Origin of the sequence: Pseudomonas glycinae, from assembly GCF_001594225.2 — a bacterium.
In the GTDB taxonomy this organism is placed as follows: Bacteria; Pseudomonadota; Gammaproteobacteria; order Pseudomonadales; family Pseudomonadaceae; genus Aquipseudomonas; species Aquipseudomonas glycinae.
In genome coordinates this window covers 5249406-5273253 of record NZ_CP014205.2, presented here as the reverse complement: position 1 = coordinate 5273253, position 23848 = coordinate 5249406, and the positions used below count along the sequence as shown (strand labels likewise).

Annotated in this window: 23 protein-coding genes and 2 pseudogenes; 5 read left to right on the top strand and 20 right to left on the bottom strand. The window is 56.5% G+C overall.

Translation table 11 applies throughout. The features are described 5' to 3' along the window. Nucleotides 1-524 precede the first annotated feature (524 nt). From AWU82_RS24125 to AWU82_RS24095, 7 genes are all read right to left on the bottom strand, one after another. Nucleotides 525-854: a hypothetical protein gene (locus AWU82_RS24125; protein WP_190241519.1), complete on the bottom strand. Its 330-nt coding sequence runs from the start codon at nt 852-854 to the stop codon at nt 525-527. Between the two features lie 1052 nt (nt 855-1906). Then, nucleotides 1907-2122, bottom strand: coding sequence for a hypothetical protein (locus tag AWU82_RS24120; RefSeq protein WP_190241518.1), 216 nt, complete (start codon nt 2120-2122; stop codon nt 1907-1909). 199 nt (nt 2123-2321) lie between these two features. Then, nucleotides 2322-2540, bottom strand: a complete 219-nt coding sequence (locus AWU82_RS24115; protein WP_190241517.1) for a hypothetical protein — start codon at nt 2538-2540, stop codon at nt 2322-2324. Between the two features lie 246 nt (nt 2541-2786). Further along, nucleotides 2787-3113, bottom strand: coding sequence for a hypothetical protein (locus AWU82_RS24110; RefSeq protein ID WP_190241516.1), 327 nt, complete (start codon nt 3111-3113; stop codon nt 2787-2789). Nucleotides 3114-4339: 1226 nt separating this feature from the next. Continuing rightward, nucleotides 4340-4507 carry a hypothetical protein gene (locus tag AWU82_RS24105; RefSeq protein ID WP_190241515.1) on the bottom strand — a complete coding sequence of 56 codons (168 nt, stop codon included), beginning with the start codon at nt 4505-4507 and terminating at the stop codon, nt 4340-4342. Nucleotides 4508-5633: 1126 nt separating this feature from the next. Further along, the gene (locus AWU82_RS24100; protein WP_190241514.1) at nt 5634-5954 is read right to left on the bottom strand and encodes a hypothetical protein; all 321 of its coding nucleotides are present in this window, start codon (nt 5952-5954) and stop codon (nt 5634-5636) included. A 2569-nt stretch (nt 5955-8523) separates the two neighbouring features. Further along, nucleotides 8524-8727 carry a hypothetical protein gene (locus AWU82_RS24095; protein ID WP_190241513.1) on the bottom strand — a complete coding sequence of 68 codons (204 nt, stop codon included), beginning with the start codon at nt 8725-8727 and terminating at the stop codon, nt 8524-8526. Nucleotides 8728-9615: 888 nt separating this feature from the next. On the opposite strand from AWU82_RS24095, the gene AWU82_RS24090 reads away from it, so the two are divergent. Then, nucleotides 9616-9981 carry a hypothetical protein gene (locus AWU82_RS24090; RefSeq protein ID WP_190241512.1) on the top strand — a complete coding sequence of 122 codons (366 nt, stop codon included), beginning with the start codon at nt 9616-9618 and terminating at the stop codon, nt 9979-9981. A 470-nt stretch (nt 9982-10451) separates the two neighbouring features. Here AWU82_RS24090 and AWU82_RS24085 read toward each other — a convergent pair whose 3' ends face one another. Further along, complete coding sequence (locus AWU82_RS24085) at nt 10452-10808, bottom strand: hypothetical protein (protein WP_190241511.1); 357 nt, start codon at nt 10806-10808, stop codon at nt 10452-10454. A gap of 389 nt (nt 10809-11197) precedes the next feature. Between AWU82_RS24085 and AWU82_RS24080 the strand changes: the two genes are divergently transcribed. Next, nucleotides 11198-11659, top strand: a complete 462-nt coding sequence (locus tag AWU82_RS24080) for a hypothetical protein (protein WP_190241510.1) — start codon at nt 11198-11200, stop codon at nt 11657-11659. Nucleotides 11660-12025: 366 nt separating this feature from the next. Here AWU82_RS24080 and AWU82_RS24075 read toward each other — a convergent pair whose 3' ends face one another. The 4 genes and pseudogenes from AWU82_RS24075 to AWU82_RS29655 all read right to left on the bottom strand — a co-directional run. Continuing rightward, nucleotides 12026-12169, bottom strand: coding sequence for a hypothetical protein (locus AWU82_RS24075; protein WP_190241509.1), 144 nt, complete (start codon nt 12167-12169; stop codon nt 12026-12028). Nucleotides 12170-12726: 557 nt separating this feature from the next. Beyond that, the gene (locus AWU82_RS24070) at nt 12727-13128 is read right to left on the bottom strand and encodes a type 2 periplasmic-binding domain-containing protein (protein ID WP_190241508.1); all 402 of its coding nucleotides are present in this window, start codon (nt 13126-13128) and stop codon (nt 12727-12729) included. Nucleotides 13129-13137: 9 nt separating this feature from the next. After that, on the bottom strand, nt 13138-13521 hold the full coding sequence (locus tag AWU82_RS24065; RefSeq protein ID WP_190241507.1) for a hypothetical protein: 384 nt from the start codon (nt 13519-13521) through the stop codon (nt 13138-13140). A 624-nt stretch (nt 13522-14145) separates the two neighbouring features. Beyond that, nucleotides 14146-14487, bottom strand: a pseudogene (locus tag AWU82_RS29655) (P-loop NTPase family protein); the annotation flags it as partial. Nucleotides 14488-14596: 109 nt separating this feature from the next. On the opposite strand from AWU82_RS29655, the gene AWU82_RS24060 reads away from it, so the two are divergent. Together AWU82_RS24060 and AWU82_RS29610 are read left to right on the top strand one after the other, a co-directional pair. Continuing rightward, complete coding sequence (locus AWU82_RS24060; protein ID WP_190241506.1) at nt 14597-14773, top strand: hypothetical protein; 177 nt, start codon at nt 14597-14599, stop codon at nt 14771-14773. A gap of 985 nt (nt 14774-15758) precedes the next feature. Next, complete coding sequence (locus AWU82_RS29610; RefSeq protein WP_418333421.1) at nt 15759-15890, top strand: hypothetical protein; 132 nt, start codon at nt 15759-15761, stop codon at nt 15888-15890. Between the two features lie 1794 nt (nt 15891-17684). Here AWU82_RS29610 and AWU82_RS29650 read toward each other — a convergent pair. The 3 genes and pseudogenes from AWU82_RS29650 to AWU82_RS24045 form a co-directional block, all read right to left on the bottom strand. Further along, entirely contained in the window at nt 17685-17828 is a 144-nt protein-coding gene (locus tag AWU82_RS29650; RefSeq protein WP_472516873.1) for a beta-barrel domain-containing protein, read from the bottom strand. Beyond that, nucleotides 17814-19284 (bottom strand): annotated as a pseudogene (locus AWU82_RS29605) (HlyD family secretion protein); the annotation flags it as partial. The pseudogene AWU82_RS29605 and the gene AWU82_RS29650, both read right to left, overlap by 15 nt. Continuing rightward, complete coding sequence (locus AWU82_RS24045; RefSeq protein WP_190241503.1) at nt 19280-19480, bottom strand: hypothetical protein; 201 nt, start codon at nt 19478-19480, stop codon at nt 19280-19282. The gene AWU82_RS24045 and the pseudogene AWU82_RS29605, both read right to left, overlap by 5 nt. A gap of 420 nt (nt 19481-19900) precedes the next feature. Between AWU82_RS24045 and AWU82_RS24040 the strand changes: the two genes are divergently transcribed. Next, complete coding sequence (locus tag AWU82_RS24040; protein WP_190241502.1) at nt 19901-20047, top strand: hypothetical protein; 147 nt, start codon at nt 19901-19903, stop codon at nt 20045-20047. Between the two features lie 19 nt (nt 20048-20066). Here the strand turns inward: AWU82_RS24040 and AWU82_RS24035 are convergent, their stop codons facing one another. The 5 genes from AWU82_RS24035 to AWU82_RS24015 all read right to left on the bottom strand — a co-directional run bounded on the left by AWU82_RS24035 (nt 20067) and on the right by AWU82_RS24015 (nt 23703). Further along, nucleotides 20067-20549 carry a 6TM ABC transporter family protein gene (locus AWU82_RS24035; protein ID WP_190241501.1) on the bottom strand — a complete coding sequence of 161 codons (483 nt, stop codon included), beginning with the start codon at nt 20547-20549 and terminating at the stop codon, nt 20067-20069. A gap of 16 nt (nt 20550-20565) precedes the next feature. Beyond that, the gene (locus AWU82_RS24030; protein WP_190241500.1) at nt 20566-20715 is read right to left on the bottom strand and encodes a hypothetical protein; all 150 of its coding nucleotides are present in this window, start codon (nt 20713-20715) and stop codon (nt 20566-20568) included. Nucleotides 20716-21744: 1029 nt separating this feature from the next. Continuing rightward, nucleotides 21745-22164, bottom strand: a complete 420-nt coding sequence (locus AWU82_RS24025) for a hypothetical protein (protein WP_190241499.1) — start codon at nt 22162-22164, stop codon at nt 21745-21747. A gap of 180 nt (nt 22165-22344) precedes the next feature. Further along, nucleotides 22345-22536, bottom strand: coding sequence for a hypothetical protein (locus AWU82_RS24020; protein ID WP_190241498.1), 192 nt, complete (start codon nt 22534-22536; stop codon nt 22345-22347). 861 nt (nt 22537-23397) lie between these two features. Then, the gene (locus tag AWU82_RS24015) at nt 23398-23703 is read right to left on the bottom strand and encodes a hypothetical protein (RefSeq protein ID WP_190241497.1); all 306 of its coding nucleotides are present in this window, start codon (nt 23701-23703) and stop codon (nt 23398-23400) included. Between the last annotated feature and the right edge of the window lie 145 nt (nt 23704-23848).

The following is a 23848-nucleotide window of genomic DNA, read 5'->3' as shown; positions in this document are numbered from 1 at the left end:
TCCACTTCGCATTGATGACATCCCTGAGTTAATGACAGTTCGGCCAGAAACCCAAAGTCTTCTTGCACCCACAACCACGAACTGATCCTGATCGTCGTTCTGCGGCAACGCCGAGATCGTAGCCAATGGGTTACGCGATGCACATGCCTTACAGGTGAAGTTCTGTGGAAAGTCGACAGCGCCAAGTACATCAAAGTTTCTATGAACCGCTCTAAAAAGATGTTCCGTATTCGCCGTCAAGGTCCTCGAAATCTTCTACTTTGACCAGAACACTCTATGCAGTCTACAGACATACGCCTGAACGAGTGCCGCAATCACCCTGCTAGCTGGCCGAATTCCTCGACGACATCGGTAGGAAAGACAGCTACAAACATCCAAGCTTTCATCACCTACAACGACCAACTGAGCCGGAGACGCCGATTTCGTCAAGGGCACAGCCGAGATCGTGCATCACCGCATGGGTTACCACAATGACCCGATGCCTTGCAGGTGCCCGGTTGCTGGATGAACACCAAGGCCGAGATCTACGGCATCGAGGTGGCGATGAAGCGGCCTAAATAGCTGCCGCATTCGTCTGTCAATGTTCCTCGAAAACTTCTACAACTGGACCAAACAAGCCTGATCGACCACCACAGCCGTTGGCTACACGCAATCACGCTGCTGTTCGGCCGAAATGCTCCGTCGTAGGCCAGAGCGCTATAAAAGCCAGGCTGCGACACCTTCACCGCACCACGCAGCCGGTGATGTGGAGTTCCGGCAACGGCACAGCCGATCTCGTGCATCAGCCGACATGGCTCAACCACATCTTCGACGCCGGTGCACCAGTCGATGACCGGCAGCTGGATGATCACCAAGGCCGATATCTACGGCACTGGGGCGGCGTTGACAGGAGGCACAGGAGTCAAACTCGCTCGCTCGGTGTTCGTCGCGAGAATTACCAACTGGTTCGGAGACAGCGCTACAACGCATCACCGATCAGTTGCGACACGCCATGCCGCTGCAATTTGGCCGCCAGCAGCTGTCGTCAATCCTATGGGAGCAGGGCGGAAAAACCATCATCCAAGCACGCAATCATGTAATCGTGAACATCCGGCAGCGACACGGCCTACCGGATCGGCCGACGTCTGCGCAACCAGAGCTTCGACGACGGGCACCGATGTTGATGGATCGCTGGCTGAACATCCCGAACGTGCTGGCCGATAGTCTGCCGCGTTGGCAGCTGGCATCAGGAAAACCTCACAACCGAACAACTGGTTATCGCACCGAGAAGTCGCCCTGGTTGACACAGCTGCTGCTAACGCATCTACCGATACAGTTGCGCCGCCAGCGCAGCAATTTCGACAGTGACGGCCGATCAGCTGACTCTAGCGCTGTCGGATACCACACCAGCCGCTCCGAAGCCGCGTTGCAATCATCAAATCGAAAACATCCGCAGCGACCAGCGTACGGCTGGCCAGTATGCGGCTTATTGGCGCCTGACCACCATCGCCATCGGGTAGCGCACTTGCTGCGCAGAACTTTTGGAACACCTGGCAGAAAGCTTCGCCCGTAGCCCTGGCAGCGGGCATCCGGAATAAAGCGCAACGGTACAACTCGCCGATGGCATTGGAAGCCGCCGAAGATCACTCGCTGAGGGTAACGATCGACGTGCCACAGTTTTGCCACGATGTACTCTTTCGACATTGACTTGATTTTCTCACTCATGCCTGTGCATACTACACCTGAAATTCCTGCGCGACGAGTTGCTGCTCCTCTTCCTGCTAACCCTAGAGCCAGTGTAGTGCTGGCCGCGCCGATGGAGATTAGCTTGGCACAAACCACCCGTCCGACACCCGCGAAGCGCACTTGCTCCACCAATTTGTGCACACCTTGCAGCACGGTTCGTCCGTAATCTTTACGCTCGGGCCTAGAAAATGATGGCCAGGTACAACAGCGCCGATTTCAGTGACGCCGAAATCACTGCTGAGTGCACCGATGCGCCGCTGCCCTGTTTTTCCACCATGTAGTGCAGCGCGTTGCAATGGGGTTCCCCCATGCCCTGATCCTGCACAGTCAAATTGCTCGCCGTCGATTGCGCCTGCACCGGTTCCTGCTCGTTGCTGCTGATCGCAGTGCACGGCATTCGGCCCGTGCTGATTGATACTCAGCGCTTCCTGATACGACATAGGCCGACACCCGTGATGGCCGCATTTCCATTCAGTTGCACCGACAGGGTGGCAGGCATCGGCTCGCTCCGCGAGAAACCGCTTTCCCTGACACCCAGTTTGACTCGCCACAGTTCGGCCTCAGGCCACGATAACCACCCAGTCGCCGCTGCCCTCCTACACCACCAGCGCCAGCGCAGCCTTGCTCGACAGCCAGCGGCCCGGCCTCAGGTTCAGCAGCAGGTCTAGTACGCTCCCCGTATGAGCTGCCTGCAACAGTTCGCGTTCACGTTGATGCTGATCACGGCGCACGGTATTCCGCCACTGCTGATCGGAAGTCAGCGCGTCCTGATCGACATAGGCCACACCGTTGGTAGCGATTTCATTGAGGTCCACCGAGACGGCGGCATCAGCATTGGCTCGTAGGCGATATTTCGCCCGGTGGCACCATGGTTTGACGCGAATCGAGTTCCGCCGAGGCCAGTTAGATCACGCACGTCGCCCTGAGCCTCCGTCTGACCATCCGCGACCTGCACAGCTTTGACTCGACAGCCAGCCGTCCGTGCGTGCAAGGTTCTGGCACGACAGCTCTCGTACAGTGTCCGCAATTCGACCGTGCTGCGCAACAGAAGGCGTTCACCTTCAGCAATCAGGCCAAGGTATTCCGCCACCGCTGCTGAGCACCACGCGCGGCTCGTCGATGCCTGTGTCGGCAGCGGTTTCACTACGGCCGGCCTGACGGCACATCAGCAATTGCTGAAGGAAGATGTACCAGCGGACCAGCGCCTCCAGCGAATCAGGAAGATCCCGCAATTCCAGTTCGATCAACACGTCGATATGACCGCCAGCGCGATCTCGAAAATCATCGACCGTCACGCCTTTGACCACGAGCCATACCCTCAGTGCATGCAAACGCACTGCTGCGATCGCCCGCGACCATCGCTCCGCAATTCGACCGAGCTGCGCCATAGCACGATCAAGAACTCAGCAACAGGCGCCAGTAACACCAGGCTGCTAAAGCACCACCCGGCAAATTGTCGACTTCCTATTAGTCGCGGAGCCACAAATGGAGCCATCGAAGCGCATGATCGGCTGGAAGATGAACCACCACTATGCTAATCCACGTCATGCTGGAGAGCATCAACAACACCGTGAAGAACAGGTGATAGTCCGCCAGCAACGATCCAGAAAAACAACGCCATGCTCGCCAGCAGTAATTCCACCAGCACATCACCCCCACCGATCAGCAATCGCCGCTGCATCGATCAGTGACCAAGGCTCAGGCATCGGCGCGACATAGCTGTACAACATCGGCACGCAAGAGCCAGCGACACAGCGCAAAAGCCCATGCTTTGCAAATTGTCGACTTCCCAGAAGTCGCTGAGCCATGAAAGTAGCCATCGAAGCGCATGACAGAGCTTGACGATTGAACACCGAGATGTCGTAAGCCATCGTCGCCGCTGAGGCTGAACAGGTGCGGAAAGCTGCCGTGCGAACCGCTGCCAGTCCCGCAGGAACGACCAGAACAGCACCCCGATGCTCGCCAGCAGTAATTCCGCCAGCACCCTACCGCAAAACCTTCAGCACTCGAAGCGCGTCCAGCATTGACCCGCCAGGCATCGTTGACATAAGCGTCCGGACGACACAGTGGAATGCGGAAGAACAGGTATGCCATGCAGCAGGATTGTCCACACGATCTCCCGGTGCGCGTGGGCCTTGAATGAATAACTGAACGCGTGACTGAGCGTGGCGAAGAACAGCGAGATGCAGATCATGATCGCGCAGCAGACGCTCAACAGGTGCGCAAAGCTCGACGACGTACAGCGGCAAATCCCGCGTCATCAGTAACACCCCGCAGCACTTGTTCGGGATCGCCCAGCAGACCAGTAACGCAAAAGGCGCTTCGCCGACGCGCCAAGCGCTCAAGTAACGCCCACGCACCGGGTCAGAAAAGCGTCCAGCGCGCCGAACAGTCCAAGGCCGAAGAAGCAGGTATTAATGCAGCAGGATTGGCACACAGGCTCGGCAGCGTCATGTACGAGGGCCTTCACTCTGGAACTGCCCGGCGTTGCGGATCGTCGCAGCAGGTACTAGATCAGGTCATGCCCGGTCGCAGAATATGTTAGCAGTTGCTCCAGCGCGACGCCGATACAGCGGCAAACCGTCGGTGAATGATTGGCAGTGCGCAGCACTTGTTAGGCCAATTGCCCACCGACCAGTGACGCTACAGCCGCATAGGCCGAGCGTGCCAAGCTGGATAGGTAGCGTTGCAGCGCATCGCTGTCGAGAAACAGCGTCCACTGCGGCGAACCGCTCCAGCGAGATCGCGTCGCCCACGGCCAGTTCAATGCGCAGGTCGGCATGCAGGCTCGGATCGGTCATTTCCATCAGCCGCTACACCGGTCTGAACCAGTTTACCGGTCCAGCGGTCGCCGCAGCAGCGTACAACGCCAGTGCTGTCGCGCTCGCCGAATATTTTCGCTGTGCTTCGCAGGCAGTTACGCGGGCGGAGTCGCGTTCGGCGAATTTCGCGTTCAGCGCGAGAGGCCAATTGATCGACCGCGGTGAGCTGCGATTCATAGGCAGCAACGTTCGAACGTGGCGAGGTGGCGTTGCAGTGCATCGCTGTCGAGAAACAGCGCGACTTCGGCGCACCGCTCCAGCGACATCGGCCTCAGCCTTCAGCCAGTTCGATGCGTTCAATTCGCACTAACTCGGATCGCCGATTTTCATCAGCTGCTCATTGGGCTGAACCAGTTTACTCGGCGATCACACCGTTCAGCAGTGCGGCGAAAACCGCGATGCCGTCGCGCTCAGGCACGCACTTCGGCTGCGGTTGAGCACTTCGACGGGCGTACTCGCGTTCAACACGTTTCTGTGCAACAACAGCGGCCAGCAGAGCCACCTGGCAGTTGCGAGTCCAGCATCAAGCGACACGAACGTTGCGAGGTGGCTTTGCCAGTTCAGGCTTCGGCTATACCGTGTCGCACAGCTGCGACAGCAGCACTTGGTCGGAAGCCTTCCACGGCAGATCACGGGCTTGCCACAAACGCACCGAACACCTCACCCGTGTTCACGCTCTGATTAACGGCTTGACCAGAACACTTGGCGATCACCCCGTCCAGACGTGCGGCTACAATCCGCCTGAATTGAGGCACCGACTTTGGCAGGCGTTAGCACCGACTGGCGCACTGGGATCAACACATCCTGCTTCAACAACGGCGAGCACCGCCTCCTCGACGTTTGCCACGTACAGCGCATTCGGCGCCACGGCGCTGACCCCGGTGCAACGCCTGCACAGTGCATGGCGATCAACTGTCGCCGCAGCTGCGAAAACCGAACAGCGACTTGTTCGGAAGGGTTCCACGGCTGATCACGGGCCAGTTACGAAATCTCTTGAACACCGCGACTCTGACGGTCGAGCATCGAGAAACCACGCGAACACTTGCTTGGCGCCACAGACTGCACCAGGGCGGTCACTGAAGCGATTCACCGAAAATGTCCGGTGTTACTCATCCGCGCCTGTGTAAGCACTTCGCTGCGGGAACTATTGCGACCAGCAACAGGCTCGACGAATGCCTTCATCGGCGCATTCGCGCGCCAAGGCGTTTGACCCTGGTCATCGACTGCACCTGACCGGTGATCATCAGCGACGAATGCTGAAAATCTGAACAGCGATTGACCGTCATTATCCAGCGCTGTAGGCCACTTGCGAAATGGATTGCGCAGCGTGCGGTCTGTCGTTCGACATCGAGAAACCGCGCGAACAGCCGGCTCGCTGTCATAACGCTGCACCGGGCGCTCGTTCACTTAAGCTCCGGAAAATGGCGCGATGCCACGCATGCAGGCGTGTAAGCCCTGGACTTCGAGAAATCTTGAGATTAGCAACTGGGTTTCGCTGACCTTGGCTTCGATCCGCGCGCCAAGGCGTTTCGACCGTCGGAATTGAGCGCCTGACCAGTTGCAGCTGGTACGACAGCTCTTAATCGGCGCCACGGCTGGAGGCTTGCGCGGCATTCAACTGCGACGGATAGGCCGAACAGATCGATTTCCAGCGTCAGGGTATCGACCTTATTGAACAACGCGCCCTCGCGGAACGGCAAGCTTGACGATTAGCCCGGACAACTTGCGCTCGACCACGGTCGCCTGATCCAACGCCCGCAACCACCCTGCAGCGTTTCACCTGGACTGGATAAACCTGAGATTCGCCGCCTCGCCGTTATCGCTGCACCGGAGCGTCTGGCCCGGGCCTCTTCGAAACGCCTGAACGGCACATGTGACAAACGTCAATTGCCGATTATGCGCAACCTCGTAAACGCCGCATAACCGTTAGCGCCCTGAGCGGCATGCTACGGAGTCTACGATAGCGCCGATTAGCGTCGAACCGCGAAAGGCTATCACTCTTCTTGAACGACTCGCCAAATTGTGTGAAAGGACTAACATCAACCATTCGAAAAGATAACCTTGATGGACAGAGTCGCATAACATTCAGATTCGTCCCCCATCAATTCGCGCGATATCGAATACTGGCCGACGAATTCGGCAACTGCTCCGAAGATCTGACTCAAAACGAGCAGAGCGTCGGTGGCTGCGAGCGTTTAAGTGCTGAAGCAATGCACACCTGACATACGTCTTTCCGACAAACCAACCACGATCAATGCTGCATAACAGTGACTATTTGACGAGATGCTCAGAGTCTACAACATGCCGCGATGACCGTAAAGCGATACGTTATGCATTTCATCCGAAGGGCTGGCGAAATGTTGTGAAATGACTATTGATCAATCCATCGAAAATATAACCGTCAAGGATTATTCCTATAACAGTCAATATTCCGCTCCCCCATCAATTGGAAGATCGAATACATCGATAAATTCCGCAAAGAGGGGGACAAAGATGACTAAGAAATGTGCAGAACTCGATGCGCGTATGACACTCAAATTGCTCGGGCACATGCCGATTTGATCTACGATTTCAACACAGCAACGCGATCAATGCTGCGCGAAATGACCATTTGCGACAAGCTAAAGCTTTAACATGCAGGACGACGCGTACCGCAGACTTTATACATTTGATCAGACGGCGATCTGCGATGCTATGGAGCGATGCACCGATATATACAGTCAGCATCGCTGCGTAATGACATCCGTGCAATGGCCCGCGAGCTTGAAATCATCGCTACATGTACTGATGAGCAAATCAATACATTGCGCAAAGACGGTTACAAAGTTGAGCTAACAAATTTGCTGAACTCCATGCGTGTTTTGTTTTCCGAAGCCAGAATCAACACTGCGCCATCTCCATCTACGGATACAACGACATCAAGGATATCCCGCTAAACGAATGGTGACAACCCAAAGCTTTAAGTCAATGAAACGCTGGTCGAGACTTTCCACCCATTATTCATGGCTGGCGAGCAGTGCGATGATGCACAGTCAGCACCGTTGATGTACATCGACCACGCCTGCGACATATTACTGTTGCGCGATGCGCAGGGCGAGCTGGTAATCATCGCGTACAGTTTCGGAGAGGCTAATCAAAATCGAAAACTGTGCTGGCGTTGTAGGCAGTCAAAACGCTGCTCAGTCTGATTTTGTTGTTTGCCGCGCGAGAATCATCTGTTGAGAACCGATCGCCCCTTCCTGCTGTTAGGCTTCGCGCACTTCCAGCACGCCGCCCAAGCGCCCGCTACATCCCGAACAGCGCCAAGCTGAATTGCCGGTCGATGCTGTACACCCATGAGTCCTAGGTACCGAACAGTGCGCTGTGCTGCAGTCAGGACGTTGACGAAGTCGACCTTGCCGTCGACGTAGGGCTGTTGCGCGGTGAGAAAGCGCCATCTGGTTATGCCGTATGGCTTCGGCGATGGCGGTATGCAGACGGCGCTTCGGCCTGGCGTATGTACGCGGTCAGCTGGTCGGCCAGTTGCGTCGCCAGGCGCGATGGCGACGGTCTGTGGAGAACTGAGGCACCGCTGCATGCTGTTGGACTTAGCGCTGTTGCCAGCACGCTGCGCTAGCGGTCGCCCATCGAACAGGCGGATGGCGTTGATCAGTTGCGGGCCGATGACGTTGCTCCGTGAGCCCCAGCAACCGAAATTCGATGAGCTGCATGGCTTGCGAGCCCAGCTTCGCCGGACAGCGTGATCCGTGGATACAAATCGTCCTTGAGCCACAGTTGCGATAGCTTCAGGCGGTGCCGCGCATGCAGACGAGCTTCGGCCTGGCGAATGTCCGCGCGACTGTTCGGCACACTTGCGACGGCAGCTCGATGGAGTTCGGTCAGCGGTGTCTGCGAGCACCGCCAGCATCTCGCCATAACGGTCGTTTGCCAGCGACTGCGAGATTGGTGTCGCCCATCTTCAGGCTCATGGCGTTGATCAGTGCCCCCTGAAGTTCAGCTCCCAGCAGGCCGACAAACGCGATTCGATCGCCACAACTTGAACGGCCGATTCGCCGTTGTGCCAGATCGGGTCGTTCAAACCGTCGTTGAGGTTGCAGTTGCGAACGTAGCTGCAGGTGGTGCCGGTCGTTACATAAAGGTTGGCGGTGATCACCTGACCGGCGGCGCGGTGTTCTTGCACACCACGCTGCTGGATGTAGTTGCTAGTCGAGGTGTCTGCGCAGCACGCGCTAGCTACACGCCACGACGATCGTTGTCCGCGTCGTCAAAGACTTCCCATCAGCGGCTTCGGTCTACCGTGCGCTGACGCGCCTCGCTGAAGGCCAGTTTTTAGAAGGCTGTGAACACTCGGCAATCCCACTAGCTTCAAGGTTCTGGAAGTGCCGTTGTGCCCGGACGGGTCGTTCAAGCCTTCGCCAATGTTGACAGTTTCAGGACCTAGCTGTCAGTGACGGAAAGCGTTGCATAACGCTCGGCGGTCACCTCACCTAGCGAGGTGGCGCGAGCTTTGGGTATCAATGCGCGCTGCTACCCACTTCCACACTCGCAGCCGTTACGGCGCAGCGGCGCGCTCGGATCAAGGCAAAAACTTGCACGTCGTGAATCACTTCCCACCAGCGTTCGTGCAAGGGTGCCGCTGACGTTGTCTGGTTTGACCGCCGCGTTGGTCACGCCGGTGCCCACGCGGCAATGCTCGCGTAGCGGCAGGTGTCTGGATGTCCCCGCCGACACTGTAGACCCCCAATGCCGACAGACGTCAGGACCAGGCTGTCATCGTCGGTAAGCTGCGTTATCGCTGCGTCACTTCACGCATCGACATAGGCCGAGCTTTAACGGTATCAATGCTAGCAGCCTGCTACCCACATCTCCACGTAGCAGCCGTCTCGCACAGCGCGCTCGCCCGGATCATGCAATACCTGCAGCGCGGTGATACGCGTGTACGACTGCTCGAAACTGAAGATTGCCAGCGTGGCCTTGTCCGTGTTTCAAACTGCCGTCAACGGCATCGCGCGGTCGCCGGGAGCATTGCTATCGACTTGCGGTCCGCTGACAGTTTCGCCGTCGAGACGTGTCCACCCGCACCACAAGCCTCATCGATCCGGCTGCACGTCGGTTGAGCTGGGTTTCCTGCAAGGTGCCGACCACAGACGCCTGCTTCAACTGGTTCTACCGCTTCAAGTCCTGCTGCCCGATAGTCATGTCAGCCTTGGCCGACTCGCACCGACGCGCTGCGCCTGAGCGATCACCGTCGACTGGCGCGCAAGGATACGCCTGTAGGACAGTTCCGAAACTGCGCGATTTCCAGCGCGACCTGCGCGTGTTGCAAATCGGCGGCTTCAGCAGCAGCGCGCTAGTCGCCGTCAGCGATTTCCACCTGCTTACGTGCCGCGGCCTGGTTCTGCTGGTGGTCGTGTCCAGCCACGCACAGCTTTGATCGATCCCGGTGCACACCTGTTGAGCATTCTCCACGGTGAAGTCAGCACAGACGACAGCCAAGTCGTTGGTAGTGTGTTCAATGCCTGCTGGCCGAACAGCCAGGGCAGCGCTTGATACACCAGCACACCGACCGCCTGCGCCTGAGCGATCACAGACGACTGCGAGTTTTTGCGTGGCCTTGAGTCGTCATAAAAAACCTGCGCGTGGCAGTCCAGGGTTGGCGCATGCGGCGGCTAGATCCGCAGCGGCAGCCAGAAAATCAGCAGGATCAGCGCCATCACGACGCCAGTAACTGCACAGATTTAGATCTGATGATTGTCTGCCACCACCACCTCTTTGATGAACCCGGCCATACGCGACACCACCAGGGTCGTTGCTCAGCAGACACGAAGGCGTCGTTGCTGAGTTTGATCGACTAGCATCGTCGACTGAAAAGGCAGGGCATCGACAGATACTCCAGCACATCGATCACGCCAGTGCAGCGACCACAGCCACCACGACTTTTTGCTGTGCTTGAATCATGCAGAAAAAAACGGCTCTGTCAGTCAGGTTGGATGCTGCGCGGTCGACAACATCAGCATCGGCAGCACAGAAAATCAGCTGGATCAGAAAATCTGCGACGCCAGTCATGCACAGATAAAAATCGTCGATGAAGTCAGCACCAAAGTCTGTTGCGTGCAGCCCATGAGCGACGACAGCGTCATCATGCTCAAACCCAGCGCCGAGTTCCCAGAGGCAATCGACCAGCATCGTCAAGTTGAACAATGCAGCCACCAAGTGGTCAGCGCCTCGATCAAGCTGCTGGCAATCACCGCCATCAGGCATGATCACAGTCGTCTGTACCACGCCGAGGCGAACGGCCTGTACCTGAGCCTGGTTACTCGACGGTAGACAACATCACCAACAGCAGCACTACCAGCACGCTGGCCAAAATCATCTACGCGAACGACAGGTGGAGGATGTAGAACATCGTCGCAAATTCAAAAACGAAATCAGCTGCGACCATTCATTGATCAGAAACGACACCAGCAACATGCGCAAACCGATGCCGAGCAAACAGCAGATCAAGTTCGACTCGAACGCAAGTTGCACAACGATGCCACCTGCAACAGCCCGATCAACTGCATGCAGATCGCCGCGATCAGCATAGCAGCAGCGCCGTTCTAGTTGAACGACTGGTAACCCTGCACATGACGCAGAGGGTACTCGTCGGAATGCCCCAGGCAACCATCGCCAGCAGCAATACAAGCACGCCGGCCAACGATCATTTACCAGAACGTCAAGTTGCCGATGCCGACGTATTCGGTCAACTTGAAAAACGGACAGCGGCTGTGACCGAGTCATGGATCAGAAACGTCACCAGCAACAGCGTAACCGGCGACGACGTAAAGCGTGATGTTGGCAGGTTCGAATCGAAGCGCAACGGTCATCAGGCGATTGCCCTGCAACACGCCGATCACCAGGCATTGCAGGATCGCCGCAAAGCCCAGCAGCAGGCCTTTCCTAGTTCGAAGCGAACGGGCAGAGCATTCCAGACGCAGAGGATACTCGTCGATGGCCCACAGGCTGAACCATCGCCAGGGAAAAGGTCACCGAGCACCACAGCGATGATTTGCCATGAACGTCCATTGACAGCGCGATGTAGTTGGTCCACAACCCAGGTGCCTGCGGTGTAGCCGAGACTCTGGGCGCCGAAAATGGCGGTCAGGGCGTAACTGGCGTCACCATATAGCTTGAGATTCGACACCAGCAATCGCCAGCAGCAACGCTCATCAGCATCGATGATAATCCGCGCCGCCGAACACCCCTGGCACGGAGGCGCAGCAGCAGCAGGCTGTCGTAATTCGGCGCCGTGACCGGCAGAGCATCTCATGCAGGCTAAACTCGCCGAGGGAAAAATACCGGTGAAGCGTAGTAGGGATTAGTGCTCACCGAAAATTGACGGCGTGAATGTTTATAACTGCCACCGAGATCGCAATTGTCAGGGCTGTGCCACCAGCCAGGTGCCTTCGTCGTAGCAGATCTTCAGGGTGTCCCGAATGTCAGCCATGGGCCGAGTCCTTGGTCAAAATCGCGGGTGCCAGACCTGAGTCACCAGCACCGTCAGCAGCACGATCGACCAGATCGATGATGAGCCGCAGCTTCAAACACAGCTGCCGCAGCGGCCATCGGAGCAGCAGCGGCATTCGGCGCCGTGACCGGCAGGGATGTCATGCAGGCAAACTCCGGCAGGGAAAAATATCGCAGCATGGTAGTAGGGCTTAGTGCTGACGATAATTGACTTCTTGCCAGTTTCAGACCCAGGGCATTCAGAGCGGTGTCAATTGGCCCACGGGCGATGCCCCGGCAGCACAGGTTGATGTCGCAAAAACCGGCGTAACGCTTTCCCGTGAGTTCACCGGTAAGCAACGGGTCATTGTCAAGAACCAGGCTGACGAAGCCTGGGTCAAAATCAGCGTCGGTAGTGGGACTTCCGGCAGGTCGAACGAGCGCATGTTGCTCAAGCTCAGCTCGATCCGCACGTTGAGCAACGCTTCATTGGGCACCGGCACCATCAGGTAAGAAGCCGGCAACGCGAACAGTGCGCCGCCAGTGGATACTGGGTGTCGATAACAGCTTCTCGCCGTTCAAGACCACGAAAAAATCGTTAGCGCGAATGTTGATAGGCCCACGGCGCAAGGTGCCCAGCGCCACATGCTGATCTGGGAAAAACCGAGCGTAACACTCAGCGCTGATTGCTCCGTCAAGCATCCCGTGATCTGCTCGAACCAGCTCCACTGAAGTGGGTGGAAAACAGGTTCTGTAGTTTCACGGCCGGCATGCACCAAAAGCGGATTGCTAACGGCTTAGCGCGATCCGCCTCTGCGTGCAAGGCCTCATCGTCGCCGGCGCCCTCAGGTTCGATGCGCAACTCACAGTGCGGCGCCAGTTCATCGAGGCTCTCGTACAGCTTGCCGTCGTACACGCCGACCAAAAAATTCATGTCCGGCAGTTGAATGCTGAAGCACTCGTGACCAAGCTGCATTGATTCACACGCAATGCGAGCAGAGCAGAAACAGCAGCGCTGCATGCTCCAACACTTCACCGTCACCTGCTCCAGCAGCTCCAATACCTTGGGTGTCGGCACCAGTAACCCGATGAGCATACACCAAAATCAGATCGCCAAACACCTTCGCGGTGTACAGCTCGTTAGCGGTGCTGGATCATGGACCAGCCCAGGCTGACCTTCATGCGTCGCGTGGCGCCGAACACGCTGTTCGGCGGCGAGCAAGGTGTGCCAGGCGAAGACCAAGCAGATTTTCATGTCCGGCAGTTGAATCGATGAGCACTCGTCACCGGAATCAGGATTGATTAGCACGAAATGCTTGCACTTCAAAAAATAATTGCGCTCGGCATTCCCCAACGTTTCCGACACGTCGAGAAACCCGGCGTAAGTGTGTCGAACACCAGCGTTTCCACCAGCAAGCCGATGAGGATAACCACCGCCAGACCGAAAATCACCTTGTTCGGTGTACAGCTCGTTCCAGTTCTGCAACATGTACCAGCCGCAGCAGCGCAATTGCCGCTAGTGGCGTTGAACATCGAAGTCAGAGTGCTGAGCAAGGTCCGACCCACCTGGGTCGAAACCGCCAGCCGATGGTCAGCCCGAAGGCCAGAATCGATGCCGAGCAGCTAACCCGTGATCAGCATCAACAGCAAGATCCACACCTTGCCCTGCAATTCGTAATTGAGCACGCCGTCATACAGCGCATGACTGGTTTCCAAGAAGCTCGACAACACCAGGTCGTAAGTGTTCTACACCAGCGCCACACACCTCCCAATGCACCAGCAAGCAAAATCAGGATCACGCTTTTGCGCAGCCAGCCCTGTTGCCACAGAAACTGGCCCAGCGGCAACTGCGCAATCCACCGGGAGCGCGTGGTACAGCGATGGCAGAGTGTTGTCCAAGTCTTGACCTACCTGGATCGATGAATGCCAGCGTCATCAGGGCAATCCTCCAGGACGATGCCGATCAAGTAACCATTGATCAGCATCATCAGTGAAATCCACTTCGTGCTCAGTAGTTCGCCGCTGAGCTGCCCGTCATACAGAACATGACTACTCTGCATGAAGCTCGGCAGCAGCTGGTCGTTGTTCTGAAACCGGGCCACAACCGCCAAGAGCTCGGCAGAGCATATTCAGGACTCTGCACTTTTGCCCTCACCCAGCCCGGTTGCCGGGACAGACAGCTGGATCCGATTGCCGACAACTAACGCTTCTTCAATCGAGTCGCTGACGTACAACAATGTGAAACGATCCTTTTCCAAGTCTTGCAGCAATTCCGACTGCATCTATGCGCTCAGTCAGGGCAATCCTGCGCAGCGAACGGCTCATTAAGCAATACGGATTTTCAGCTGAATTGCCAGTGCCCGCGCAATTGCCACCCACTGCCCTTCATGCCAACAGACAACCGATGAATGCGCCTTGCCGACTCGGCAAACGCCACAACGCCAACCTTCTCCAGATCGTATTGCAGGACTGTGCTCTTCCGCTTCCTTTTTCGGCACCGATGCGCGAGGACAACAGCAGGATACGATTACCGTCTATTTGACGCTTCTTCAATCGAGTGGCTGTTGATCGAACTAAGTGAAACACCACCATCCGCTCAGAGCACCAGCAATTCGACGCGCTGCATCTTGCAGACGGATCTCGCCATCACACGGCGCGATGAATCCGGCGACGGCTTTCAACAAGGTGGATTTTCCGCTGCATCGCAAGCGACCGAGCAATCACCAACCGTGCCTGTATGATCGACTGACAAGCTGTCCGGATAGGCATCGGCAAACGCCGCAAGGCCGACCTTCTCCAGGTAATGCAGCGTGCGCTATTCGAGGCTGACTTGTTCGTCAGCCTGCACGTGGCTTACAGCGGTAACAATCACGTTGCTGGTTGACTGGTTTTCCAAAGGGGCAGTTCATGGCGATCAGCTCCTGTAACACCACGTTTCGCGTCCTGGAACAAATAGTCATTCCACGAGTCTGGTCTTGTTCTTGGATCGCGCCCTCACACGGTACGAGGAATTCGGCGACGGCGTTGAGTAAGGTGGTTTTACCGCATGACGCTAGAATTCGAATTGTACGTTGTCGATCATGTTCAGCAACGTCGAAGCGGTCCATCTTGGCCTTGGTCACGCACGATCTAAGTGTCCGCCGTCGCGCCTTTATCGTGGCTGACCTAATTGACCGCCTGCAGTGCTGGCGCTGTGACGAATCGCGTTGTTGGTCGTGGGGTTCTTGTTAAGGAATGTCTCAGTGGCGATCAGCTCCCTTGGCGAGTTCGGGTTGAGCACGTCATAGAAGAATTGAGTACCTCATCCACGATTCAGGTTTGTTCTTGATCGCGCTGATCCTGGTACAGCGAATTCGGAGAACGGCTAGGTCTGTTTCGGCGTGACGCTGAATTCGAATTATGCGTTGTAGATGATGTTCAGCTACGCGGAACGGTCGATCGTGGACTTGGTCGACGCGATTGTAAGTGTCCTTGTCGCCCCACTGTTATCGTTCTGCGGCATATTGCACGGATTCGCGCACGGCTTCGACGAATGCTTTCTAGCTCTTGGCATTCGCATTGCGGTATTTCTCGGTGAAGTACAGCGATGGTTGTGACCTTGAGTTTGGTGCTGACCACGTAATACGGGAAGTTGCCGAGTGAGGCCACAGCTGTGACGTTCGGATTGTCCAGTGCCTGCGATCCTAGATCGGCAGCTTCGGACCGAAGTCGGCGCCGGTAAGCTCGATGCAACCGGAAAGCAGCGCAGCAGTGACGGCCGCGTCGCCGAACAGCGATGGTGTACTTGTCGACCTTGATGTCGAAGCCTTCCTGCTTGCCCTACTGTTTGATCACGCCCTGATTGCAGCAACACGTTGACTGCAATAAATAGACAATGCCGAACGGTTCCGCAATGCGGTTCTTCTCCGTCGAAGTCGGCCATGGTTGGCACCTTCAGATTGTTGCTGATCAGGTTGTAACCGAGGAAGTTGGCCGACGCCAGGCCACGCGATTGGAAGTTCTGTTTGCACATGAGTGCGATCTCAGATGAATCAGAAACGGCCCGTCGCCCGCGATGGTAATGTCGATACAACTGGAGACGCAGCTGCATCGGGGACTGCCGGCGCCAAGCTGGATCAGCTGAGTCCAGTTGTCCTTGATCTCCAGGTCGTCCGGCTTGCCATTCTTCGCGATAGATGTTCCTGATCGCGCACCACGCTGTGAGCAATAAAGAGACAATGCCGAACTGTTCGGTGATGCGGATTTCATCTTCCGCGTAGGCCGACGATGCGGCGCCTCAAACCTGCGCGGACGATCAACGCCTTGAAACCGTGGTCCGGATGGCTGCCAACCACCGGCGCGAATGCAAGACCTTGGCGACATGAGCCAGTTGCTCCGGCGAATCAAGATTGGGCGCCAGTTGCCTTCGATGGTGGTGTCGATATAGCGTGCGGTGTAGGAATGCGCAGCCGAGCAGCCGTCGACGGCTTGGTGCAGCACGTCGAGCAGGTTGTCCCAGAACTTTAGGTCATGGCGGCGAACAGGGATGGCGATAGATGTTCGGACGGCAGCTCGCTGTGGGCGTACAGCTCATCGAGCAGTGGTTTGCTCTCGTCTTTAGGCAGGACGACGATCCGAGTGCTAAAATTTTCGCGGCATCAACAACGCCGATGTTCTGGCCGTTTTCCACGATGGGTGCGAACCACCGAGTGCACGATTTCCGCGTCATGGGCCAGTTGCTCCGGAATCTAGCTTGAGCACCAGTGGATCTGCGAATTTGGTTTCGCTGTAGCGCGCGGCTGTAATCGATCTGCTGTTGCCGAGTGATGCGCTGGTCGACGGATTTCCACAACGTGGTGAGCGAGGCTGTCCCAGGCGTTGTGAATGTCGGCGAACTCGGTATCGTTGACTTCGGACGGGTCAGATCCTGGCCGATGCAGTATCGACGCCGACGGCTCCGCTGTTCGGGCGAATTGCGAGAGATTTGAGTGCGCAGAAGTTGCCGGCATCTTCGAGGTAGATGTTGCTGGCCGTTTTCAATCAATCTTCCAAACGATGACGAGTTCAAGGGTGAGTGCGTCGAGCAGAAACTCACGCTGGAGTACGTGGATCTGCTTCATGTCGTAGCGGCGCGCTGATATCGATCGGCTGGTACGCAGTGAGGCTGACTGGTAGAGATATACCACAATGTGGTAATTAAAGTACGCGTGATCGAATAACGATATGGCGAAGGCTTAAGAATGGACTGGATGGGTCAGATCGAGGCCGATGATGTCGGCACTGACGGCACAGCTGATCGGGTGAATTTCAAACGGGTTCCAGCGCTGGCAAGTCAGCGCCGCTTAGGGTACCTAGTAGCTGCGAACATCTTTCTATCTTCCACGCACGGAACGCTCTAGGAGCTGCGCTGCGTCGATTAGAATTGCCAGCGATGGAGTCCGGATGGGTAATAATGATCGTGCGGTCGTGCAGATGCCTCAGCACGTACCCAGGAGGATCGACTTGAGCAGATAGATCAATTCGATATTATATACCGGTAATGAATATCCATATGGCGAATGCTTACCAATCCACGGGATGATCAGTAACCATTTCTCGTCACTGACTGACAGGGATGTGCTCGGTGCAAAGCGGGATCACATAGTAGGTGGTTTGCTTGTCTTCCTCAGGGACCTAGTGTCGACCACGTTCTGCTCTAGCTTCACCGTCAAACTTGTCGGAGATGCGGTAGTCATACGAGGTAAATTGCACAGTGACTGCCTGGCCCGGATGGAGCAATAAGAGATCTTGCGGGCGGATCTTCGCTTCAACCAGCACCCGGATGATCGGCTTAAGGCACGATTGCTCAACACGGTCGTCTGCCCGGCTGGATCATGTCCACCGATGCTGTTGACCAGCATCGGGTTGATCAGATGCGGCTTCTCGTCACTGCCGAGATGACGAGCGTTCGGCTGACCCAGTCTTCCAGCACATTGTAGGTGGTTTGGGCTTGTCTTCAGGTCGGTGATGGTGTCGGCGTTGAGCTGAGTCAAGGCTTCGCCTGCAGAATTTGCCGTGAGTTGCTGTAGATCTTACGCGGTAATTCCTTCATCGTCGATTCCGCGCCCGGATGGAGCAAGCGTGATGGCCTGCGAGCGGATCTTCGCTTTCCACTTCAGCAGCGTGTCAGTCCAACGGCACGATTTCCAACAGGTCGATACCGCGCCCTGGATCACCAGCCGCTCGATCATGTTGATTTCCATCGTGTTGACGAGGCCCAGTTCCGGCGAGGTGACGAGCGTCCGGTTGACCAGGTCAATTCCAGCAGCTCTTGCTGATGGCCTGAATCTACTGTTCAGGTCAATGCCACCTTCGTTCAGCTGTGTCAGGTGCTGACGACGGCGGATGTTGACGCGACTCTTCGCTCGTGGCTTGACCCGGCACGGCTTTGAGCACCGATTCGGCGCGCGGAATAGTCAGCGTGCTGGTCATCGACCTCGACACTCAGGTGCTCCACTTCGGCACGTTTCAGTCGACAGCACTTCAACTTCGGTGTTACCGAGCCTTGGAGCCAAAACGCGGCTCAGACATGTTGCATTTCCTGGCGTTGCAGGCCTCGACGTTGCTGGCCGTACTTGACGAACTGTTTCGAAATGAATTCGCGCAGCTCTTGCTGACGCTGAATTTTCTGCTTCTGCAAGCCACCGAATCGTCTTGCCGTCGCACTTGCTCACGTCGGCTGATGTAGAGCGAAGCTTCGCTCTTAGCATCAGGAACACGAAGAAACCGTTGATCGCACAGATCCTCAGGCAAATTCACGCGCGCCGCGTCATCGATCTAGGCACTTAGGTGATCGACCCGCAGCAACATCGACATGCAGCGATGCCGAGCCTTTGATGTCACCGACGGATCGAAGCATTGAAACCCGTCTTATCCAGCAACACTGAGCGGCGCGCCGGCTTCAACGATTCCATGACCGTCGCTTGACGAACAGCTCGGAAACAATACTGCCCTCAAGGTTCTGGATTTTCTGCAGCTTCGATCGACCGAATCGACTTGCAGCGTTGCCCGGTGCGTCACTTCGTCGATCACGGTCTTGTTGGCCACCACAGCAGCGAGGAATTCCTTGAAACCGTTCTTCGCCCAGATCGTTAGGCGCATCACGCGCGGCGCGTCCTCAAGCAACAGCATTGGTGAATTCAGGCAACAGCTGGCCCGGCAGCCAGGCCGAGCCTTCTGAAGCTGACCGCCGGATAGATTCTGCTTGAAATCGCCGACTTACAGCTACACTAATCCTGCCCCTGCTGGCAAGCGATTTCATGGACGCCCGCTTTCAGGTCAGCGGCCTGAAGCTGACCACGCTCGTCCTCCACGTAAGCGAGCGACCAGCGAAAGCAGCGTTGTCGCGCTGCGTCACCAGCCACCACGGTCTGATTGTCCTCCACCACCGTGAGCCGTTGCTTGTAGCGTTCTTCGCTGATGTTGTTCATGGCGCTGGTCGATGCCGTCCACCAGCAACGCACCGTCGTCCGGCGGATTGAGGCAGACCAGCAATTGCGCCAAGGAGACGTTCTGCCGCTGAGCCACTGCGACAGATGATGCCCATCGTCTCGCCGACTTGCAGCTCCAGATTAATGTGCGTGCAGGCGCGCGAATTCTGTGGACGCCGGCTAGGTCAAGCGGAGCTGCAGGCATTAGATCGTGCCTTGAAGTAACGGGCGCCGCAAATCAGGTGCTCGTCGAAAGTGTGCTCGGCCAGCAACTCAATCTTCTGCGGCACGTAGCCGAGGTTATAGTGCACCTCGCTGACGTCGATCGTAGCGGATGTCGACGCAGTCCACACAGCAACGCACAGTCGTCCGGCTGAGAGAGCGCCCACTGAGCATGTTGCAGCCAATCAGCTTTTGCCCATGCTCACGTTGCCGCCGATGATGCTGATATTCTCGCCGAAGACGGATCATCAGCTTAATGGTCTTCAGCTGCTGGATTCTGTTGCTCCGGGTGAGGTGAAGCGCCAGACTGGAGAGCATTTGATCCCGCAGCTTGAAGCACCTTGAGGCTGCAGAGGGTCTGTTCTTACTGATATTGGCGTTCGCTTGCGGCATTGTTGACCTTCATCGCATCGACCCAGGTCAGGGTTTCCAGCAGCCTCGACTGGTAGCGCGTCAGCAGACCAGCGACAGCGTGCGTTCCAGCGGGCTGACACCAGCGGCTTCTGAGCATGGAGTAGCCGATCAGGCAGCCCATGCTCAGGTTGAAGGCCAGCATCGGAATACACACCAGATGACCATCATGAATCACCATGACAAGCTGATGGATCAGCAGGGTGATCGGCAGCGTCAGATCGGAGAGCATGGTCACCCGCAGCTCGAGGCGACTGAAGGTGCCCAGGCTCTGGTACTCATGGATATTCTGGGCAAAGTTGCCGACTTGCGCCGGGCGGTGACCTTCATCGCATCGAGGCCGACGAGGCGTTCGATCAGCCTGGCGGACATGATCAGCTCGGTGTTCTTGCCGGCCAGAGTCCAGGCACATGGTTGCCACCAGCGGCTTTTGCAAGGAGTAGCTCGATCAGCTAGGCGCAATCGGTGATGCCCAGCACCAGAATCCACACCATCGATGCGGCCTGCTTCGACAATACGCGATCATAGATGTTCATCACGATCAGTGAAGCGGCCAGGGCGATCAGGTTGATCAGGATACTGCGAGGCGAGGAAGTCGGCATACAGCCTCTGCGAACGCTTGAAGGTGTCTGCGCAAACCTGCCGACCCGCGCACGGCGGGACTTCATGGCCATGCCGTCGTTGACGTTCGAATTGCGTGCTGGAGATGAGCGAAGTACATTTTCTTGCCGGTCTAATCCTCGGCCAGCAGGCTGCGCAGGCTCTTCAGGGATTAGCTCGAACAGGTAGCTGTCGCTGAGCAGCACCAGCGCGTCGTTCTCACACGGTCAGCTTCGACCTGGTTCGGCACTACGCGGTCATAGACGTTCAGCACCAACAGCGCCGGCATGGCAATCGCCGGATGATCTTCGAGCTGGAAACTGGCAGCGATCGCGTCGGCTTACAGCCCAGCGCGAACCGCTGCACGGGGTAGCGAAACTACGAGCACGCACGCGGTGTTTTGGCAGCGTGCAGGCCGGTGACGTCAGAATTTGTGCTGCGGCTGGGCGAAGTTTACTGATGCAGCATGTAGAGAGTCGACCAGCACCATCGCAGCTAACCAGGGATCGTCGTGCAACGCGCGTCGATTTTGACTGAGATGAACTCGACTGACGTCTGATTCTCACCCTCGACACTCGTTAGCAGTTGAAAAGGGACAACTCAAGTCATCCTTGAGCAGCTACACCGTCGGCTTCACAATCGTTCGGCACATCGCTTGCCAAGCGTGCGATGCAGCTCCCTGCCTCTTGCAGCAATGCGCCCATGCTCGCCTGCATGCGGTACTGAGCTAAATAACTCAATGTGTTTGTTTTCAGCCAGACGCCGCGAAGCCGGTGATCAACTTGGTTGCGCTGGCGAGTTTCTAATCCAGCATGCAGAGTGCGTGCACACCAGCCTGTAACGGATCGTTGTGTAACGCGCGTGCGCATCGAGGTGCTGTGATCAACGTGACTGACTGAGCGATTCGCACGCTCGACACTCTGTAGCAGTTGTTAAGGGACATCTCAATTCAGCCCAGGCAGCTGGTCCTTCGGCTTCAACTCGTTCTGCACAACGGATGTTAAGGATGTGACCACTCCCTGGTTCGTCAGCTACGACTTCGATTCCATGATCTGCCTTGATTCGCTACTGACTAAATACACGTTGAATGTGTTTGAGTTCAGCATGACGCTGCCATGCGGTGTTCTGACTCGTTTTCGCTGTCGAGCTAATTCTGCAGCGGTGCGGTCCACCGAGGCGTCGAACTGACGCGGGTAAAAGGTGCGACTTCGAGGTCTCGTACTGTTTATCGGACTGCGGAGAGATCGGCATCTCGGCAGTGCGCAGTGTTCAGGGCTGTTTTCCAGCATCTGCTGGCCCAGTTCTTCATTCAACTGACGCAGGGCATTATTGCCGATGTACAGCGCCGGATGCGACAGGTGATCGAGCTTCGAGTCCAGATCGGCGCTGAGGTAGTTGCTGTCCGAATAGGCGAGGTTGATCTGCGCAGTGAGCAGCTTGTTGCCGGCCATGCGTTATTCTGACCGTTCTGGCCTGGTCAAGGTCGTTGTCACCGCTGCCGACGCAGCGCGGCGTGCGAAGCTGGATCGGGTAGTAGATGCGACTTGGTGGCTCTTGTAATGTTTCTTCGGCAACGACGATATCGAATTCGCGACGAGTGCAGGACATCCAGCTGTTTTCCTGCATCTCGCTCAGCGCGCTGCATTCAGGTTGTGCCGAGCAGCGAATACGCCAGGAACGGTGACGGTCGCTTCAGTTGATCGCCCATCTGCGCTGGACGGCGCTAAACCGTCAAATTCCATTTCCGACTCGACGTAAATTGGTCTCACTGCGGTGATCAGGGTGTTCCAGGCATGGGCCATCCACCATTCGGCACGGGTCATGATCGCTATCGCTGCCGTCACCGCCATAACTGCCCAGCTGATCGATCTGGGCGTAGGTATCCACCTGGTGCAGCTTTTAATTGATTTTCTGCGGCCAGTCGCATGTTCTCCCGACGGCTCTGGATTTCCAGATAGACATCCTGCGCCTCGCTGCAGCGCGGCTGCGTTAGGATTGTGCTGAGTACGAAAGACGCGCGCGAGTTGACGATGGCTTGTTAACGCCCCACTTCGATCAACGTCGCAAAACCATCATAAACCATTTCCCACAGACGTATTGTCTTGAATCACTGCAATTTAGGGTTGACCTGTGATTGCCGACACCATTGGCAACCGGTAGTGACCGTATGTCGGTAACTTTAAAACCAGAACTGCATCAGCACGATCGAACTTGGGCAGGTAGCCACATTTTGCAGCCTTTAATGTGATATTACCGCGACCAGTCGGTTAGGATGACACCCTGAAGGGATTTACGGTTGGACATAAAGTGAATCGCTGAATGAATTCTAGTAAAAATTGTGCTTGTACGAATGACAGCGGCGAGAGCGTTGGGTAAACCTTTGTTAAAGTACGTACGCAGACTAAAGAGGTCCCAGACAGCTATCTGGTCTATGGAAGTCAACTGCAAAATGATTCACGCTGAGTCGGAAGATGAGCAATCGGTATGACCATATGTCAGAAAGCATTGTAAATCAGGTTTTCGTGATCTCACGCTGAAGGGCAGGTCGTCGCATAATTATTGAAGGTGACAGGCTGTTCGCCGGACGATTAGGTAGACATCGGCATTTCCAGAACCGTGTCAATAGTTCTGGCAGATAGTTAATCACGATAGAATCTAGGCCATAATATTCACGAATGGCAGCGTCAACTTTGTTCCACATTTTTTAAAGTACTGTCCTGACTGAAGCCACCGCACACAGCCATCACGTCGATAGAAGTCAACTGCAACATGACATCGCCGCAGATGTCGTCAATGACTACTGCCCTTGTAGCCATCGTCAAAAGCATTGTGCGCTGCTGGGTTTCGTGGTGTCCCCAGTGGGCGGCCATAGCGTACTCGTTGATGCTCGATGCGACTGTTCGCCGGCGATCAACTCGACAATGGCGTTTCCCGACCGCAGGCATCAATGCTACTGGCCAGACTGCGCAGAACGATCGATCGGCGGCCATGACCACTCACTCCACCGCCAACACTCTGCACGAATCCACCACTGAGCCTCAGCGCCAAGCCGACCATCACCGAAGCCGGCGCCGTTCTGGTAGTACACCTGCAACAATGACATAGCCGCCGCTGTCCGACCTGACTATCACCCTT

Bases quoted from the DNA above. Each gene is read 5' to 3' on its own strand.
- AWU82_RS24120 (WP_190241518.1), bottom strand. From the start codon at position 2,122: ATGCCGTGCACTGCGATCAGCAGCAACGAGCAGGAACCGGTGCAGGCG.
- AWU82_RS24110 (WP_190241516.1), bottom strand. From the start codon at position 3,113: ATGGCGCAGCTCGGTCGAATTGCGGAGCGATGGTCGCGGGCGATCGCA.
- AWU82_RS24105 (WP_190241515.1), bottom strand. From the start codon at position 4,507: ATGCCGACCTGCGCATTGAACTGGCCGTGGGCGACGCGATCTCGCTGG.
- AWU82_RS24085 (WP_190241511.1), bottom strand. From the start codon at position 10,808: ATGCCTGATGGCGGTGATTGCCAGCAGCTTGATCGAGGCGCTGACCAC.
- AWU82_RS24080 (WP_190241510.1), top strand. From the start codon at position 11,198: ATGCCCCAGGCAACCATCGCCAGCAGCAATACAAGCACGCCGGCCAAC.
- AWU82_RS24075 (WP_190241509.1), bottom strand. From the start codon at position 12,169: ATGCCGCTGCTGCTCCGATGGCCGCTGCGGCAGCTGTGTTTGAAGCTG.
- AWU82_RS24070 (WP_190241508.1), bottom strand. From the start codon at position 13,128: ATGCTCATCGGGTTACTGGTGCCGACACCCAAGGTATTGGAGCTGCTG.
- AWU82_RS24065 (WP_190241507.1), bottom strand. From the start codon at position 13,521: ATGTTGCAGAACTGGAACGAGCTGTACACCGAACAAGGTGATTTTCGG.
- AWU82_RS29610 (WP_418333421.1), top strand. From the start codon at position 15,759: ATGCAACCGGAAAGCAGCGCAGCAGTGACGGCCGCGTCGCCGAACAGC.
- AWU82_RS24045 (WP_190241503.1), bottom strand. From the start codon at position 19,480: ATGAACAACATCAGCGAAGAACGCTACAAGCAACGGCTCACGGTGGTG.
- AWU82_RS24040 (WP_190241502.1), top strand. From the start codon at position 19,901: ATGCTCACGTTGCCGCCGATGATGCTGATATTCTCGCCGAAGACGGAT.
- AWU82_RS24030 (WP_190241500.1), bottom strand. From the start codon at position 20,715: ATGCCGACTTCCTCGCCTCGCAGTATCCTGATCAACCTGATCGCCCTG.
- AWU82_RS24025 (WP_190241499.1), bottom strand. From the start codon at position 22,164: ATGGCCGGCAACAAGCTGCTCACTGCGCAGATCAACCTCGCCTATTCG.
- AWU82_RS24020 (WP_190241498.1), bottom strand. From the start codon at position 22,536: ATGACCCGTGCCGAATGGTGGATGGCCCATGCCTGGAACACCCTGATC.
- AWU82_RS24015 (WP_190241497.1), bottom strand. From the start codon at position 23,703: ATGGCCGCCGATCGATCGTTCTGCGCAGTCTGGCCAGTAGCATTGATG.